This window comes from Acinetobacter soli (assembly GCF_018139125.1).
GTDB classification, from domain to species: domain Bacteria; phylum Pseudomonadota; class Gammaproteobacteria; order Pseudomonadales; family Moraxellaceae; genus Acinetobacter; species Acinetobacter soli.
In genome coordinates, this window is the sequence record NZ_CP073241.1 from 1,526,738 (window position 1) to 1,542,918 (window position 16,181).

Annotated in this window: 16 protein-coding genes; 5 read left to right on the forward strand and 11 right to left on the reverse strand. The window is 42.6% G+C overall.

The window, feature by feature from the left end; translation table 11 throughout:
- The first annotated feature begins 80 nt into the window (after positions 1-80).
- Positions 81-677, forward strand: coding sequence for a helix-turn-helix domain-containing protein (locus KCV09_RS06960; protein ID WP_004939122.1), 597 nt, complete (start codon positions 81-83; stop codon positions 675-677).
- Between the two features lie 98 nt (positions 678-775).
- Here KCV09_RS06960 and KCV09_RS06965 read toward each other — a convergent pair whose 3' ends face one another.
- The gene (locus tag KCV09_RS06965; protein ID WP_151815547.1) at positions 776-1,927 is read right to left on the reverse strand and encodes an MFS transporter; all 1,152 of its coding nucleotides are present in this window, start codon (positions 1,925-1,927) and stop codon (positions 776-778) included.
- 98 nt (positions 1,928-2,025) lie between these two features.
- Between KCV09_RS06965 and KCV09_RS06970 the strand changes: the two genes are divergently transcribed.
- Both KCV09_RS06970 and KCV09_RS06975 read left to right on the forward strand, forming a co-directional pair.
- Positions 2,026-2,892, forward strand: a complete 867-nt coding sequence (locus KCV09_RS06970; protein ID WP_088459244.1) for a LysR family transcriptional regulator — start codon at positions 2,026-2,028, stop codon at positions 2,890-2,892.
- Between the two features lie 181 nt (positions 2,893-3,073).
- Complete coding sequence (locus tag KCV09_RS06975; RefSeq protein WP_151815548.1) at positions 3,074-4,384, forward strand: ammonium transporter; 1,311 nt, start codon at positions 3,074-3,076, stop codon at positions 4,382-4,384.
- Positions 4,385-4,440: 56 nt separating this feature from the next.
- On the opposite strand, the gene KCV09_RS06980 is transcribed toward KCV09_RS06975, so the two are convergent.
- From KCV09_RS06980 to KCV09_RS07020, 9 genes are all read right to left on the reverse strand, one after another.
- Positions 4,441-4,833, reverse strand: a complete 393-nt coding sequence (locus tag KCV09_RS06980; RefSeq protein WP_076032116.1) for a carboxymuconolactone decarboxylase family protein — start codon at positions 4,831-4,833, stop codon at positions 4,441-4,443.
- Positions 4,833-6,284: an NAD-dependent succinate-semialdehyde dehydrogenase gene (locus tag KCV09_RS06985; protein ID WP_151815550.1), complete on the reverse strand. Its 1,452-nt coding sequence runs from the start codon at positions 6,282-6,284 to the stop codon at positions 4,833-4,835. The genes KCV09_RS06980 and KCV09_RS06985 overlap by 1 nt, the downstream gene beginning before the upstream one ends.
- 151 nt (positions 6,285-6,435) lie before the next feature.
- On the reverse strand, positions 6,436-7,599 hold the full coding sequence (locus tag KCV09_RS06990) for a TonB-dependent receptor (RefSeq protein WP_151815551.1): 1,164 nt from the start codon (positions 7,597-7,599) through the stop codon (positions 6,436-6,438).
- 26 nt (positions 7,600-7,625) lie between these two features.
- Positions 7,626-9,029, reverse strand: coding sequence for a purine-cytosine permease family protein (locus KCV09_RS06995; protein WP_039909990.1), 1,404 nt, complete (start codon positions 9,027-9,029; stop codon positions 7,626-7,628).
- Between the two features lie 366 nt (positions 9,030-9,395).
- Entirely contained in the window at positions 9,396-10,862 is a 1,467-nt protein-coding gene (gene tgnC / locus KCV09_RS07000) for a (Z)-2-((N-methylformamido)methylene)-5-hydroxybutyrolactone dehydrogenase (RefSeq protein ID WP_323129879.1), read from the reverse strand.
- Positions 10,837-11,919 carry a flavin-dependent trigonelline monooxygenase oxygenase component gene (gene tgnB, locus KCV09_RS07005; RefSeq protein ID WP_004939152.1) on the reverse strand — a complete coding sequence of 361 codons (1,083 nt, stop codon included), beginning with the start codon at positions 11,917-11,919 and terminating at the stop codon, positions 10,837-10,839. Before tgnB ends, tgnC begins: the two co-directional genes overlap by 26 nt.
- A gap of 2 nt (positions 11,920-11,921) precedes the next feature.
- Complete coding sequence (tgnA, locus tag KCV09_RS07010) at positions 11,922-12,854, reverse strand: flavin-dependent trigonelline monooxygenase reductase component (RefSeq protein WP_004948563.1); 933 nt, start codon at positions 12,852-12,854, stop codon at positions 11,922-11,924.
- 29 nt (positions 12,855-12,883) lie between these two features.
- The gene (gene tgnD, locus KCV09_RS07015; protein ID WP_151808292.1) at positions 12,884-13,675 is read right to left on the reverse strand and encodes a (E)-2-((N-methylformamido)methylene)succinate hydrolase; all 792 of its coding nucleotides are present in this window, start codon (positions 13,673-13,675) and stop codon (positions 12,884-12,886) included.
- The gene (locus KCV09_RS07020) at positions 13,644-14,246 is read right to left on the reverse strand and encodes an amino acid synthesis family protein (protein WP_076032114.1); all 603 of its coding nucleotides are present in this window, start codon (positions 14,244-14,246) and stop codon (positions 13,644-13,646) included. The genes tgnD and KCV09_RS07020 overlap by 32 nt, the downstream gene beginning before the upstream one ends.
- Positions 14,247-14,397: 151 nt before the next feature.
- Between KCV09_RS07020 and KCV09_RS07025 the strand changes: the two genes are divergently transcribed.
- Together KCV09_RS07025 and KCV09_RS07030 are read left to right on the forward strand one after the other, a co-directional pair.
- Positions 14,398-15,072: a GntR family transcriptional regulator gene (locus tag KCV09_RS07025; RefSeq protein WP_228128002.1), complete on the forward strand. Its 675-nt coding sequence runs from the start codon at positions 14,398-14,400 to the stop codon at positions 15,070-15,072.
- Positions 15,073-15,088: 16 nt separating this feature from the next.
- A complete protein-coding gene (locus tag KCV09_RS07030; RefSeq protein WP_151839734.1) occupies positions 15,089-15,382 on the forward strand; it encodes a DUF1330 domain-containing protein in 294 nt (97 codons plus the stop codon).
- 125 nt (positions 15,383-15,507) lie between these two features.
- On the opposite strand, the gene KCV09_RS07035 is transcribed toward KCV09_RS07030, so the two are convergent.
- The gene (locus tag KCV09_RS07035) at positions 15,508-16,179 is read right to left on the reverse strand and encodes a sarcosine oxidase subunit gamma (protein ID WP_212515722.1); all 672 of its coding nucleotides are present in this window, start codon (positions 16,177-16,179) and stop codon (positions 15,508-15,510) included.
- Positions 16,180-16,181: the final 2 nt, after the last annotated feature.

The window sequence follows — 16,181 nt, forward strand, 5'->3', positions numbered from 1 at the left end:
TTAAATGTATTACATCTACTTTTTGTTTTGAGTAAAATTCTCAGTTCATTGTCATCAAAATAGTGCAGAGTTGAACCATAATGAGACACACCAAAAACAGCGTGAAGCTGGAACAATATATTGGTATTCAAATTAAACGACATCGTCAGGAACAAGGCCTCAAACTCTCAGAAGTAGCTCAGATTGCAGGGATTAGTCAGGGCATGCTCAGTAAGATTGAAAATGCACAAGTGTCTACGAGCTTGGAAACCTTGAGCCGCCTGTGCGAAGTACTCGGAATTCCAATGTCGACTTTATTTAGTCAATACGATCAGCAAGAAAGTCATGCCATGCTGGTTAAATCTGGAGATGGTATGGAGGTGGTACGCCGCGGTACTGAAAAAGGCCATACTTATCGTTTATTAACGCATTCTAGAGGCCCAAGAAAGAACTTTGAGGCGTATCTGGTGAGTATGGATGATGCCAGTGAAGAATTCCCGACCTTCGCTCATCCAGGCACAGAAATGCTGTATCTGGTCGAGGGAGAGCTGATTTATCGACATGGACAAGAAGTTTTTCACATGCAACCAGGAGATTGCCTGACTTTGGAAGGTGAAATTCCTCATGGACCAGAGAAACTAGTGCAGGTGCCTATTCGTCTCTTGTCTGTAATGAATTATGGAAGCAGCGAAGAGTAATTGCTCTTCATGACCTGAAGCAATCGTATCTTCTATTTCTTCACCACTTTTCTTGTACTTAGATGACACTGGAAATAGAGATACGATTCAATCTTTAATTAATGCGTTCGGTTAAATTTTTGCAGCAGATAAAGACTAATAATTAGAAAGATTGTAATGATTTCAAATGCTCGATTAAGCGTGACATATTGCAGCATGAAGCTCCCGATTAACGCTCCCAAGCCAATACTGGCATTAAAAACTGCAACATAGATTGCCGAGGCTGCACTTGCCAAATCATCTGCCTGCTTCAAAACCCAAGTTTGTAACCCTACAAATATGCTTGCAATTGAAACGCCCCACAACGCCAAAAATACGATCGCGATGCTCAAAGTAACGTGATACCCCAAATATCCAAAAGCAAACACACTTCCCGAAATGAATACTAAACTGATCAAGATGATTGTGTGTAAATGTCGATCTATCAACTTTCCAGCAAGGATATTGCCGATTAAACCAGCCAAACCAAAAACAAGAAGAAGTAATGTGATCTGACCCGATTCAAGCTGTGCGATTTGGCTCAGAAACGGTTCAATAAATGTAAATGCAGCAAAATGTGACGAAATGATCAGTGCTGTAAGAATAAATAAACGATTTAAAGTCGAATGCTGAAGCACTTTTTTAAAAAAGCCAGACGCTAAAGGGGCTTGATCTGGAATTTTGGGCACAAAGAGCAGAATTAAAATACAAACAATGAAAGATAAAAGACCCAGAAATTCAAACGCCAGCCGCCAGCTACTCAGTTGAGTCAGATAACTCGCCAGAGGTACACCCAAAATACTCGCAACTGAAACACCTGAAAAAATAATTGATGTAGCCAAACCCAATTTATGTTTCGGAACCAGACTGTAAGCGACAGCTCCAATCAAGGCCCAAAAGCTACCGTGCGCAATTGCACCGATAATACGCGCAGAAAAAATCATATTAAATGATGAACTATAGGCCACGATGATATTGGAAATTGCCAAAATCAGCAGCATGATCATTAAGACCATTTTTCGTGGAAACCGAATGAGCAAAACGATCGAGCATAACGCCGAGATAGCCGCCACCCAACCATAGCCTGTCACAATCAGTCCAGTGATGGCTTCGCTTTGATTCAGGTCATGTGCCAAGGCGGAAAGTAAACCTATCGGCGCTAATTCGGTTGTGACAATGGCAAAGCTACTCAAGCTTAAAACAATCAAAGCTATCCATAATTTTAAAGACATTTATATATCCTCAGCATGTGAAAGCCGAAGTATCTATTTCCATTATTGAAATTTATATAGATAATAATTAAAACTAGTTTTTCATTTTTGGAAAATATATGCATTGGGATGATGTGAAAGTTTTTCTTGCAGTTGCCCGAACAGGCACACTCACCACCGCTGCCGAAAAATTAAATTTGGGTATTGCCACCGTATCGAGGCGTTTGGAGCGCCTAGAGCAAGATATGGCCATGACGCTGTTTACGCGACATCAAACAGGATATCAACTTACACTCGAAGGTGAAGCCTTACTTGGTAATGCAGAAGCATTCGAAAATGCAGCCCTCAGCCTGACAGAAAGTGGACAAAATTATGCACAAGCACAGGGACTAGTTCGTTTAGCTGTTTCAGAAAATCTGGCCAATGGTTTGGTGATCCCTTCCTTACAGTCGCTTTTTTCTCGCCATCCCGAGTTACGTATTGAAATTAATAGTGGTGTGCAACTCACTAACTTGCATCGTCGAGATGCCGATTTAGCCATCAGAACGATTCAACCTGACGCTGGTAATCTCACCATTAAACGCTTGGGAACACTTCGTTTTGGACTCTATGCCGCCACGTCTTACATGAAGTTTATTCAAGACAATGATCTTCAACCTGATCAATATCACTATGTAGGCTGGGCCGATACCCATCAACATTTGTCACTTGCGCACTGGATGAAAGACTTTATACGAAATCAAAACTTTAAGATTGAAACCAATAGTCTTTCCACACAAATTGATGCTGTGAAATCTGGCTTAGGCATTGGTTTGTTGCCAGACTTTATTGCGAATCAATCAGGACTTGTTCAAATCAATGAAAATACCCTGGTTGAACAACCCATCTGGTTAGTGGTGCATAGTAATTTGATTACGGCCAAAAGAATCAGAACTGTAATGGATCATCTGATCCAACTTTTTACAGAGCATCCTTCATTTCAGTAGTCAATCAAAACCCTTATTGCATTTACTAACGAAGATTTAGGCAACTTGATTAGGTCTGACATTGAGAAAATTAAGTGCAAAAAACCATCGTGGTATAAGAATTGCTTTAATAAAGTGAAATTAATATTCCCTTTAGGAATAAAAAGTTTTTCATTTTCTTTTTGCATTAGGAGTTTCTACCATGCCCTCCGATATACTCAAAAAATTAGGATTGTGTCTATTTATACTGATGCCTGCCGATGTATTTGCTGCCGATACACCTTTTGATGCTGCTTCCACTGTATGGCTCATGGTTTCAGCAATTTTAGTGCTCATGATGTTCATTCCTGGTCTGGCACTGTTTTATGGCGGAATGCTGAGAGCTAAAAACGTACTTTCAATTTTTTCCCAGTTTTTAGCAGTTGCAGGTGTAGTCGGCATTTTATGGATTGCCATTGTATACAGCATCGTGGCGGATACTACCCACATGAGTGAAGGTAGCCTTAATCTCAATAGTTTTGTTGGAGGTTTGGGTAAAGCATTTATGGCAGGAATTACCGATCAAACGCTGGTTGCAGGTGTGCCTGAATATGTTTTATGTATTTTTGGCTTGACCTTTGCCATGATCACACCATGTATTGCCATTGGTGGCTTTGCAGAGCGAATGAAATTTGGTGCTGTGGTATTGTTCGGTGCACTCTGGCTGGTTTTGGTGTATGGACCTTTGGCACATATGGTATGGGGCGGTCCCGGTGCAATTATGCATAACTGGGGTGTACTGGATTTTGCAGGTGGAACCGCTGTACACATCAATTCAGGTGTTGCTGCTCTGGTCGGTGCAATCGTTATTGGGAAACGTCTTGGCTGGCCAACAACCCCAATGCCTCCTCATAATCTGGTATTTACCATGATGGGCGCTGCTTTGCTGTGGGCTGGCTGGTATGGCTTCAATGTTGGTTCAGCACTGGCAGCAAATACTACAGCAGGCCTAGTACTCATGACCACCACCATTGCAACCTGCGGTGGAATTGTGGGCTGGATGATGATTGAAAAAATAATGACCAAACATGTGACTTCATTGGGTCTTGCATCTGGAGTCATCGCAGGTTTGGTTGGTATTACACCAGCAGCTGCTTATGTTGGCCCTTTTGGTGCAATTGCAGTCGGTTTGATAACCAGTATATGCTGTTTTTTTGCGGTGACGGGGCTCAAACGTAAATTCGGCTTTGATGACGCATTAGATGTATTTTCACTACATGGCATTGGAGGAATGGTAGGTTGTATTCTGACTGGAATATTTTGTATCCCTGCCCTTGGCGGCAATCAGGATGTAAATCTGTTTAAACAGTTCATCGCGCAAATTGCCAGTATTGGCCTAACAGTTGTGTACTGTGGCGTACTGACTTGGATCATTATGAAAGTCATCGATAAAACCATCGGTTTACGCGCCACATCCGAACAGGAACAACAAGGCCTCGATGTGAGTGAGCACAACGAGCGTGCTTATAATTAATCCATTGAGCAACAAAAAGAGAGCTTATGGCTCTCTTTTTTAACTTAGACCTTAAATTATTTTGCAAGGTGTTCTGCTTCATATTCTTTAATGGCTTCTTTGGCAATACGAAAGCTATCAACTGCTGCAGGTACGCCACAATAAATTGCCACCTGTAGTAATACTTCACGAATTTTTTCTTTGGGCACACCATTACGCAGCGCACCTTTCACATGCAGTTTTAATTCATGAGGTCGATTCAATGCAGAAATCATGGCTAAATTGATGAGACTTCGTTCTGGTTTAGACAGCTCCTCACGTCCCCAGACTGCACCCCAGCAATACTCAGTGACCAACTCTTGTAGCGGTAGATTGAAGTCGTCTGCATGATTGATCGAGTTGTTGACGTATTCTTCACCCAACACCTGTTTGCGAATACTTAAGCCTTTTTCAAATCTGTCATTACTCATTATAACCCTCCAAACAGTGTGTATTTAATTTCAAGATAATCTTCGATGCCGTATTTTGAGCCTTCACGCCCCAAACCAGAATGCTTGATTCCTCCAAAAGGTGCAACTTCATTTGAAATCAGTCCTTTATTGATGCCCACCATACCGTATTCAAGCTGTTCGCTCATCCGCCATGCACGTCCTAAATCACGTGTGTAGCAGTAGGCCGCCAGGCCAAACTCAGTATCATTAGCCATCTGGATCGCTTGCTGCTCGGTATCGAATTTGAAAATTACAGCTAAGGGACCAAAGGTTTCCTGCGTTGCAACCATCATTTCGGAATTGGCATCGGCAATCAGGGTCGGTTCGAAAAATAGCTCGCCTGTAGCGTCGACGTGTCCACCAGTAATTAGCCGACCATCTTTACTTAGTGCATCTTGAATGTGAGATTGTACTTTTTTTACTGCTTGCGCATTGATCAAAGGCCCAATTTCACTGCCTGCTTCTAGGCCATGTCCAATTTTTAAACTTTCGATTCTGATTTTAAATGCCTGAATGAATTTTTCATAAACACCAGATTGAACCAAGAAACGGTTTACACATACGCAGGTTTGTCCTGCATTTCTAAATTTTGCAATGAGTGCACCTTCAACGGCTGCTTCAATATCAGCATCATCAAAGACAATAAACGGTGCATTGCCGCCCAATTCGAGCGAGACTTTTTTCAGTGTTTTTGCAGATTTTTCCAGTAAGAGTTTACCAATCGGGGTTGAGCCGGTAAAAGTAAACTTACGTACATGATCACTGGCGAAAATGGCATCACCAATCTGAACAGCATCACCTGTAATCACACTGATCATTTCGGCAGGAATTCCTGCCTGTATTGCTAGATCAGCCAGTGCCAAGGCTGTAAATGGTGTTTCAGGTGCAGGTTTGACAATACATGGACAGCCTGCCGCCAATGCGGGGGCCACTTTTCGGGTAATCATGGCAGCCGGAAAATTCCATGGCGTTATTGCAGCCACCACCCCAATCGGCTGTTTGTTTACTACAATTCGTGCATCCGGATAAGGGCTTGGAATCACATCGCCATAGATCCTTTTAGCTTCTTCTGCAAACCATTCTATAAAGCTCGCCGCGTAGCTAATTTCGCCTTTTGCTTCATTAAGAGGTTTACCCTGCTCGGTCGTCAAAATTTCTGCAAGTACATCAAGATTGGCGATAATCAGCTCATACCATTTTTTGAGTAAAACTGATCTTTCCTTGGCGGTTTTTGTTTTCCACATATTCCATGAAGCATACGCTGCTTCAATTGCACGCTCGGTTTCAGCCCGTCCCATATTCGGAACATATCCAATCAATTCTTGGTTTGCAGGGTTGTAAATTGGCGTTTGCTGACCATTATCGGCATCACACCATTGCCCTGCGACAAGTGCTTTTTGTCGAAATAAAGGCTGTTTTTGAAGATCCATGTTTGCCAATCCCATTCAATCTTTTGAGGTCTAAAACGGCTATAAATGAGATTTATAGCCCACCACTGTAATGGATACCATATCTTACACATATGGTATACCATTTAAATTAAGAAAAAAATTTGAGCACTGCTGCTCTTAACCAAAAGGCTTAGAAATAATAAAACAGAGTCAAGTTGAGTAATCGGTTCGACTTGTTGGCATTATCTCCTTGTGCCAATGAGGTCGTATCACCGCCAATGAATGGATCATTTTTACTGATAATGTATTCAGCAACCAAAGACACCTTCTTATAGTCAAATGATGCACCTAAAAAGTGACGTGTTGAATTTTTATAACCGTCTGTATCCTTGATATAACTGGTATAGGTAGCATAAGGCGTAATATTGATACCCTTATAAACGTCTTTAAAGACGTAGCGAGCATCTGCGGTATAAAACTGGCCTTTATTGGCCACATAATATTCGCCATCATAAGATCCCATCACCGAATAATCAGGATGTAACGCATCTTTATTGGTGACATCATTTTGGCCGCCAGTGAAGCTTAAGGCTAGATTCTTGTAATTCAGGCCTGTAAACAACGCCCATGTCTTACGGTTTCCATCTAAACCAGAAGTCTTATTTTCAATATCGGAGTACCAGTAAGAACCACCCACATTCATGCTCATGCCAGGTGAGAGTTTAATATCCTGACTTACGCGCGCAATCCACATATTTTTTTCATTTAACGTCGATTGGGTTGGATCACTGGTTTTGACAAAATTTGCAGTATAACGCGCCGAATCACGGCTATCGCCCGTATAGTGCCCACCATCAGTTGCAAAGTAACCTAAATCAATTTTGGTCGAACCGATTTCATGATGATAATTTACACCCAGATTATGTGCATCTTCCAATCCCATGGTGTTATTAATCCCACCATAGAGTGAGCTTTCCCAAAAACGACCAATACCAAATGGAACAGGCTGTAATCCTAAGGTTAATGTTTGCTTATCAGTAAAACGATATCCTGCATAAGCATCAACCAATGTCGAGAAATCGCACAAGGTACTATACTGATAACAACGGTATTCGGCATGACCAAACCATTGAGGCGAATCATAATCTAGCGCCAATTTAGCCGCATTAAACTGGAGTTTATGATCGTTATCCGATCCGTAGTTTTTATCCTGATAATTGGCGCGTACATAGCCCGAAATCGTCAGTGCACCCGTATCTGTTTTTGCATCGCCAAACGTGAAGCCTGCAAAGCATGGTAATGCCATTGAGATACTGATCAACCCCACACAACTACTCAAATATTGTCTTTTCATCACTTTTTCCCGCTTTTCATTTTGGCTTAGCATTTTTTGGTCGAGACAGTGTAATCACGCGCTGTTACTTTAGACTGGTTAAATACAAAGTAAACAACAGCGGTTACGATCATGCCTACAATCCATGAGATATCAACGTCTTGTATGACATTGGCCCAGCGCCCTGTAAAAAATGAATTGGTAAGAAATGGAATTTGAACCACAATTCCAACAAAATACGTCACCAGAGTTTTCATGTTGTACTTGCCATACTGACCACCATGTTCATCAAAAATTGAAGCAATGTCGTACTGCATTTTATTGATGTAATAGAAGTCCATCAGGTTAATCACTACCCAAGGCACTAAAATGAAAAGCAAGGCAAAAATAAAGTTAAGAAAGTAGCTGATAAAACTGCTTGATGCCCAAAGTGCCGTACTGGTTGCAAGAATGAGGACAAAAATCGAAAGCATGATTCGTGTCGATTTGGTTGGAATCCATTTACCTGCAAATGTTTGAATTGCGGTAATAAATGAAAGCGAAGCGCCATAAAGATTCATGGCATTGTGACCAATAATGTTGCATAAGAACAAAATCATGAGCACCACGCCAAACCCGCCTGTGGCAGTTTTCACCGCTTCCATAGCATCATTGATGGTAAATAAACTCACCGCAAGCATACCGAAACAAAATGCCACCACAGTACCAAGAGCTGCACCCAGATAGGTATAAATAAACGGCTTAAAAATCCCAATCTCTTTAGGCAAATAGCGCGAGTAATCCGAGGTATATGGCGAGAAACTGATTTGCCAGATCGCACACACGCAGAACATTGCAAACCAGCCTTTCAAATTAAAAGAGCCTTTTGCCAATACATCTGCTGTGACATGTGGAATCATGAGAGCAAACCCAATCAGCAATGCACCGCCCATAAACCATGTTCCGATTTTGTTAAATTTATGAATAAAATGATAGCCAATAATCCCGATCAGCGTTGCTGTAATTGCACCAATCACAGTTGCTGTTGGTACCGGAATAGCAGGAATCACGGTATGTAGCGTTTTTCCAGATAAAATAATGTTTGACGTAAAAAAACCCAGATAGATAAAGGTGGTAAAAATCACAACCAGTAAAGCACCATAGCGTCCAAACTGTGCTCGACTTTGAATCATTTGTGGAATACCCACCTGCGGCCCTTGTGCAGAGGTCAGTGCCAAAATGGAAGCACCAAAAAAATGACCGAGAATAATTGCGGTCAATGCACTCATGATATTGAGATGAAATGTTTGCACTGACATCGCACCCGTAATGACAGCTAAAGGTGCAATATTGGTACAAAACCAGAGCGTGAATAAATCTTTCACGTGACCATTACGTTGAGAAGCATCCACATAATCGATACTGTTGCTTTCTATTTCAAACGCTTTGTTTGATGTTGCATTTTGACTCATTTCCTTAGTCTCACTTTTAAGACAACTGACCCAGATGACAATTCCAATCATTCCTGAAAGGAATTTTTTATTCCTTTAATTCAAAGCAATTTTTAGACCATTTTATATACAGATTTTAAAAATTTCTTTGAATGAAAGTGTTCATCTTTACGCTTCCTTTCCAACAGCTAAAAATGGAGATCAAGTTCAATGGAATTTTCATTGTTTTGTTTTTTAAATATTTTTATTTAAAATAAAACTTAGCCAAACCAATACCAATTTCAGGTTTAGCCTTAGAAAATCCATTTTCTGACATTAATCCCTTTCTTTAATTTACTTGAATAATCAAGTAAATTTACGACATCAAAATCATCCTGATTTGACTCACTACCTCATAACAAAAGGATCATCAATTGGCTGATCTGACATTCGAAGCCAGACAGTTTTTGTGGTGGTGTATTCAAGTGCAGCACTCAAACCACCTTCACGACCGTGGCCTGATAGTCCATAACCACCAAACGGTGCCAGTGGTGAAACAACCCGATAGGTATTGAGCCATACAATCCCCGCACGAATGGCACGGGTCATACGATGCGCCCGATTTAGATTGCTAGTAAACACACCAGACGCCAGCCCGTAAGGCGTACTGTTGGCTTTTTGAATCGCTTCTGCTTCTGTATTGAACGTATCGACCGATAGCACCGGACCGAACAGTTCGGTATGAATACTTTGTGCATCGGGTACGCCAGTACAATCCAGAATCGTCGGCGGATAGTAATACCCCGCTCCTGCGCACACTTGACCACCAGTAATCAGTTTTGCACCTTGTTCAATTGAACGCTGCACCACTTGCTGAATCTTTTCACGTTGCTTAAGCGTGCACAGTGGGCCGTATTCGGTTTGCATATCATCGGGTAAACCCATCTTGATACGTTGTATACGTTCGGATAAACGCTGCAAAAATTCATCTTTGATACTTGCTTCAATCAAAAGACGCGAACCCGCCACACAGCTTTGGCCTGTTGCAGCAAAAATTGCTGCAATCTGTGCATTCAAGGCACTATTCATATCTGTATCTGCAAATACGATAAATGGAGATTTACCCCCGAGTTCTAGTGAAACCTTTGCCAGATTTTCTGCACTATTTCGGACAATGTGTTTGGCTGTTTCTGGGCCACCAGTAAATGCAATATGAGCCACTTTAGGATGTGCACTTAACACAGCACCACATTCTGGCCCAAAACCAGTAATTACATTCACCACACCAGCAGGAAAACCAGCCTCATCAATCAATTTAGCAAATTCGAGTAAGGGTGCCGGTGCCTCTTCAGAGGCTTTTAATATAACTGTACAACCTGCCGCAAGCGCTGGTCCGAGTTTAACCGCAGACAAAAACAATTGACTGTTCCACGGGACAATCGCAGCAACCACACCCACTGGCTCACGTACAAGCCATGCCTGCATATCGGGTTTATCGACAGGAATCAAACTGCCTTCGAGTTTATCTGCGAGCCCTGCATAATAGCGATAGTACTCTGCTACGTAAGCAATCTGGCTGGAGGTTTCACGAATAATCTTGCCGGTATCTGTGGTTTCTAAAGCAGCAAGTCGTGGCGCCCCCTGTTCGACCAGGTCGGCAAGTTTATAAAGTAACTTGCCGCGCTGAGTGGCCGTCAACCCCGCCCAACTGGCGTTATAAAATGCTTGTTCGGCTGCATCTACCGCACGATTGACTTCATCTGTTCGTGCTTCTGGCATTTTTGCCCAGATTTCACCTGTAGCCGGATTGATGCTGTCAAATTGCGCAGCACCATTCTCAAACTGACCGTTAATATACAGCTGAAATTTTTGCATGACGGCGATCCAGTTTTGATTCAGAAAATGCGGGCATAACTTCATTAATCATACGTTCGAGAGAGGCTTTTTTACGTTCAAAACTCATTCCGGTATCAATCCAGAATGAATACTCGTCGTATCCCATAGCTTCATACGCTTTTAAACGCTCAATCACTTCTTGTGCCTGACCAATGACATTATTTTTACGCATCGCTTCAGGTGTATAAAAAGGATGCGCTGCAATTTCTTCATCTGACAATGGTGCAATCAAACCTTGATTGATTTCACGTTCATTTTTAAACCATGCACCGAAATAGTTGTAGAACACGTTCATCTCATTAGCCGCAAGCTGCGCATCTTCTTCACTATCTGCCACATAAGTATGGCGTAGCAACATAATTTCAGGGCGTGCAATATCCTGAAACTTTTCACAGGCGCTATTGAAATGTCCCATTAACTTTTCGACTTCTTCGTCGCCCTGATGAAGCGGAGTTACCTGTACGTTACAGCCATTTTGTACAGCAAATTCATGGCTATTTGGATCACGTGCTGCCACCCAAATTGGAGGATAAGGTTGCTGTAATGGCTGAGGTGCCGATGTGGTTTTTGGAAACTGCCAAAACTCACCGTGATGTTCATAATCCCCTTTCCATAGGTTTTTAACGGCGGGAATCATTTCGCGTAAACGCTGACCAGCACTCCATGCATCCATACCGGGTACCATACGCTCGTATTCAAAAGAGTACGCACCACGGGCAATCCCGATATCCAGACGGCCATTGCAAATAATGTCGGTCATAGCCGCTTCACCAGCCAATTTGATCGGATGCCAAAACGGTGCCACTACGGTACCAGTTCCCAAACGTACATTTTGGGTTTTGTTGGCTAAGTCGGCCAGATTCAAAAACGGATTCGGCGCAATGGTGAAATTCATGGCATGATGCTCACCCGTCCAGATTGCGTGCATACCACCACGGTCGGCAATCTGACACAACTCAATCATTTCATCATAAAGCTGTTTTTGTGTTTGCTGATCCGAGACACGTTCCATGTGTACAAATAGTGAAAAACGCATGGTTAAACTCCCTCTTTAACAATTTGACGAACTGTGCCACTGGTATGATTACCGTAATAAACACCATAGGTTTTCAGATAATTTTCTTTGCGATAACGCATCAGCATGCTTTGTAAAGCACTGTCGACGAACGTAAGTTTTTCAAGGTCATTTAAATCGACAAACTGACCTCTATGCGCAGTCGCTACAGGGGTATTACACAAGAATGCAATGTATTGCTGCTGAGTGGTGATATCGTCATACACAGAATAGATAAAGCTGGGTGATGCCTCTGGCTGATAGGTTGCAAAGATCTTTTCCAAGGCTTTTTCTGCACCGTCTTTTTCGACCATCAAATGCGGCAAGGCCCATTTATGATCGGCTGTCTGTTCGAGCAAGATTTTATTTTCGTGCCCAATCAATGCCATCATCATGACTTTCATGCTTGAAATGACATCTGTAGAGGATTTGGCTGGCGTGAAATAGGCACCGCGATAGTAGCCAAGACCTGCAAAACCCGCCGAAGCAAAATTTTCTACTTTACCAATGAGTATGGCATGGTCACCTGCATCGACCACCTGATAGGTGGTACAGTCGAACCAAGCACTGACGCCGTCAATTAATGGATTTTGATATTCACTTTTTGCCCAAGCTAAATGAGCAAATCGATCATCGCTTGGGCGGGCAAAGGTATTAGATACATCTTTTTGTTCTTCTGCCAAAATATTAATGGCAAAGTGTGATGCATCTGCAAAGTTATGATAATTGCTTGATGTCTTGGCAATGCTGACTAAAAGCAAAGCTGGGTCCAAAGACACCGAAGCAAAAGAGTTTGCGGTAAAACCAAGCGGCGTCCCGTCATCTTTACACGTGGTCACGACCGTCACGCCTGTCATAAATGATCCAAAGGCATCGCGTAGCTCACGTATTTTATTCACTGCATCCATTTCGCTCATTTCAATACTCCTTCAATCTCTGAAACAAATTAGGGGGCTGTTTCCAACCACGCTTGCATCGCTTGATTGACTTTCTCAGGTGCGGTGAGATTCACCATATGCCGTTCGTTTTCAATCACAATTGCAGTGCCATGCTTGGCCTGATTTGCCATTTGTATAGTCATTTCTGCGGTTGAGTTTGGATCATCTGTTCCAGTTAATACCAGTGCTGGACATTGGATATCCGCCCAGCCATCTGCATACACCAAGTCCCCTTGTGCAAAAGCACGATAGGCGGTGGTATATCCAGACATATTCACGTTTTCAAGCCACGATTTAACCCGTTCGGATGCGGTCTTTTCAATTTCGCTTTGGCCAAACCAGCGCTGCAAAGGTGTATCGATATCCAGATGACCTTGTTTGAGCGCTTCGGCTCGCTGAATCACAGCTTCTCGAGCCGCGTCGGTACGCTTATACACGCCATTGAGTACTGCCATGCGCTTTACCAGATCTGGTCGGGTCACACTTACACCTGTAGTGATGAGTGACCCCATCGAATGTCCCGCCAGATTGACAGGCCCCAGATTTAATGCACAAATACACTCAATGGCCCAGTCTACAAAATCTTGTAGCTGTGCATCTGCTGTAAGTGCAGTACTCTGACCATGCCCTGGCATATCCAGAGAAACAACATGATAATGCTTTGAAAAATAATCAATTTGTGGATACCATGCCTCGGCCTGCATTCCTACACCGTGAATGAGAACCAGCGGTTCTCCTTCACCTTGCTCAAAATAATGAGCGGTACGATTATTTGACAGCTGCAGGGTTTTTGAGATCATGGCCTAACTCTTCTAAATCTTTATAACGATCACCAATCCGGTGATGTGGGCGACCTGCTGTTGAGGCTGCAATCACCACCACCAGTTCATCTGCAGCGGGTGCATCGGCGATCGCGAATTGAACCGTCAAATAATGTGAACGGCGACCTTCATCATTTTTGTCCATCATCGGCACTAAAATCGGTGCATTTGCTGGGCCACGTGTATTGTTAAATGCCAAATAAGATTTCGCACCCACAGCGCTGCGGTAAGTATTACCAAAGTGCAAGGTATGAATGAGTGCAGAAGCATGTTCGAGCTCACCATCGAGCCCGACAACAGCAGATTTACCAAATGCCTCGACGGCTTCACCAGAACCAACTTCATCAATAATCATCTTGGTTAAATGCTTGCTCAACTCTGGCGCAATGCGACGGATTTCTGGTGCAAGATCTTCGACATATCCCTGTCCAGCCCATGGATTTTTAAGTACCGCAGCAGCAGCCACCATCTTTAATGGTTTTGGCGCTTCTTTGCCACCATCCACATAAATTGTTTCTACGTGCAGTACTGTTTTTCGGATTAGGCTCACGGATTTTCCTCCCTTGTTTTACATCAATATAAAACACAATATTATGGTATACAATAGTACAGACTACTCAAGTACCGTTTTTTTTGCTAATATTGATGCCTATAAATGTAACCAAAAATTACACAAATAAATTTTGAGTGAGTGTATGACTTTGAATCTAAAAATCGAGCATCCCCCTATTACGTTGAGGGAAATGGCACTAACCAATCTGCGTAATGCCATCATTACAGGCTATTTCCCAGCAGGAAAACGTCTGGTTGAGCGAGTATTATGTGAAGAATTAGGCGTGAGCCGCACGGTGGTACGTGAAGCGATTCGTTATTTGGAAGCAGAAGGATTGGTAGAAACCCTACCCAATAAAGGCCCGATTGTATCGGTATTAAACTGGCATGTTGCGCAGCAGATCTATGATATCCGTTTATTACTCGAACAAAGTGCCGTAGTTGACTGTACTAAAAAGCTTGACGAGCAAGGTAGTCAGAAACTTCAAAGCCATCTACAAAAGCTACATGATGCATTTGAAGATGGAAAAATGCAGGATTTACTCAGTGTTTCTAGAGATCTGTATCGTTTTATTTTTGAAATTGCCAATCATGATATTGCTTGGGAAGTAGTTGAACGCCTCAACGGAAGAATCAGCCGTTTACGTGCCATGACCATTAATTCCCCCCATCGTGCGGTGTCGGGTTATGAACGTATTTGTACGATTGTCGAGGCAATTTTAATGAAAGATGCCGATGCAGCCAAAGCAGCCGTTGCTGCACATTTGCATGAGGCATCTACAATCGCCAAGCAAATTCTTGAAAAACAAACACAGGAACAATAAATCAAAGGGATTAAATATGAGTGCTTACTGGATCGCACATGTCACCATTCATGATATGCAGCAATATCAGGAATATATGAAACTTGCGCCGGCTGCCTTTGAAAAATACGGTGCAAAATTCTTAGCGCGTGGGGGTGAATCTGTTTGTTTAGAAGGACAGGCTTATCAGCGTCATGTCATTATTGAGTTTTCAGATCTGGCGACTGCACAGCAATGTTATGACTCAGAAGAATATAAACAGGCGCGTTTAGCGCGTGAAGGATGTGCAGATGTGATGATTAGCTTCGTAGATGGCTTGCCAACAAGCTAAGACAAAACCCAAATACTCCTTAAAAAAAGGACAAATACATTGGGCAGATATTTGTCCCAAAACGAGTCGATCGCGTTCATCATTTTAATGGGGAAGTGATGAACGCTTGCAATGATCTTCCCGCATTACAATAACACATTGATTCCAGATATTTTTCCATCAAATTCCTGTATCGCATCTTGCAAAACACCCCACAAGTAGAGTGCTGCCGCACGATCACACAGAATATTAAACTTATGCGTATTTGGATCACTAACATTTACCACTATTGCATTGATTCGTGCGACGGATGTCTGTGCAATCTGCCCCACCTGAAATACATCAAGTCGCATATCCACAGCAGATAACTTTGCCATGACCTCGGCTACGGGCGCGCCAGATAACTGAATCCATGCATGGCTATCTTGGCGTGGGAGTAAATAATTGGCACACTCATCCATTTGCCAACCTTGCTCCAACTGGCTCACGCGCTCACCAAAATCCTGAAGCGACCCAAGTACACAATATTCAGTCAAGGATAAACGTAGCATCCAGCATCCATCTTCTTGCTGTATGGCCTGATTCGGTTGCTGTGGTAATTGAAATCCATAACTGCTCAAGTAGGCAGCGGCATCTTGTCCTCTAAACCCTACACGGGATAGATTGGTTAAATCTACAATACTGCACTGGGCTATCGTTTTTTCATCGGAAAAAGATTGATCCTTAAGAAAGCGTTTTCCCAAACCAAAGCTTTGATATGCAATTTGAGATCCAGCTTTTTCAATAGGACTACGTTCTGCCTGATAAAGTGACTGCATGG

Coding starts and splice junctions, on each gene's coding strand:
- KCV09_RS06960 (WP_004939122.1), top strand. CDS start 81: ATGAGACACACCAAAAACAGCGTGAAGCTGGAACAATATATTGGTATT.
- KCV09_RS06965 (WP_151815547.1), bottom strand. CDS start 1,927: ATGTCTTTAAAATTATGGATAGCTTTGATTGTTTTAAGCTTGAGTAGC.
- KCV09_RS06970 (WP_088459244.1), top strand. CDS start 2,026: ATGCATTGGGATGATGTGAAAGTTTTTCTTGCAGTTGCCCGAACAGGC.
- KCV09_RS06975 (WP_151815548.1), top strand. CDS start 3,074: ATGCCCTCCGATATACTCAAAAAATTAGGATTGTGTCTATTTATACTG.
- KCV09_RS06980 (WP_076032116.1), bottom strand. CDS start 4,833: ATGAGTAATGACAGATTTGAAAAAGGCTTAAGTATTCGCAAACAGGTG.
- KCV09_RS06985 (WP_151815550.1), bottom strand. CDS start 6,284: ATGGATCTTCAAAAACAGCCTTTATTTCGACAAAAAGCACTTGTCGCA.
- KCV09_RS06990 (WP_151815551.1), bottom strand. CDS start 7,599: ATGAAAAGACAATATTTGAGTAGTTGTGTGGGGTTGATCAGTATCTCA.
- KCV09_RS06995 (WP_039909990.1), bottom strand. CDS start 9,029: ATGAGTCAAAATGCAACATCAAACAAAGCGTTTGAAATAGAAAGCAAC.
- tgnC (WP_323129879.1), bottom strand. CDS start 10,862: ATGCAAAAATTTCAGCTGTATATTAACGGTCAGTTTGAGAATGGTGCT.
- tgnB (WP_004939152.1), bottom strand. CDS start 11,919: ATGCGTTTTTCACTATTTGTACACATGGAACGTGTCTCGGATCAGCAA.
- tgnA (WP_004948563.1), bottom strand. CDS start 12,854: ATGAGCGAAATGGATGCAGTGAATAAAATACGTGAGCTACGCGATGCC.
- tgnD (WP_151808292.1), bottom strand. CDS start 13,675: ATGATCTCAAAAACCCTGCAGCTGTCAAATAATCGTACCGCTCATTAT.
- KCV09_RS07030 (WP_151839734.1), top strand. CDS start 15,089: ATGAGTGCTTACTGGATCGCACATGTCACCATTCATGATATGCAGCAA.
- KCV09_RS07035 (WP_212515722.1), bottom strand. CDS start 16,179: ATGCAGTCACTTTATCAGGCAGAACGTAGTCCTATTGAAAAAGCTGGA.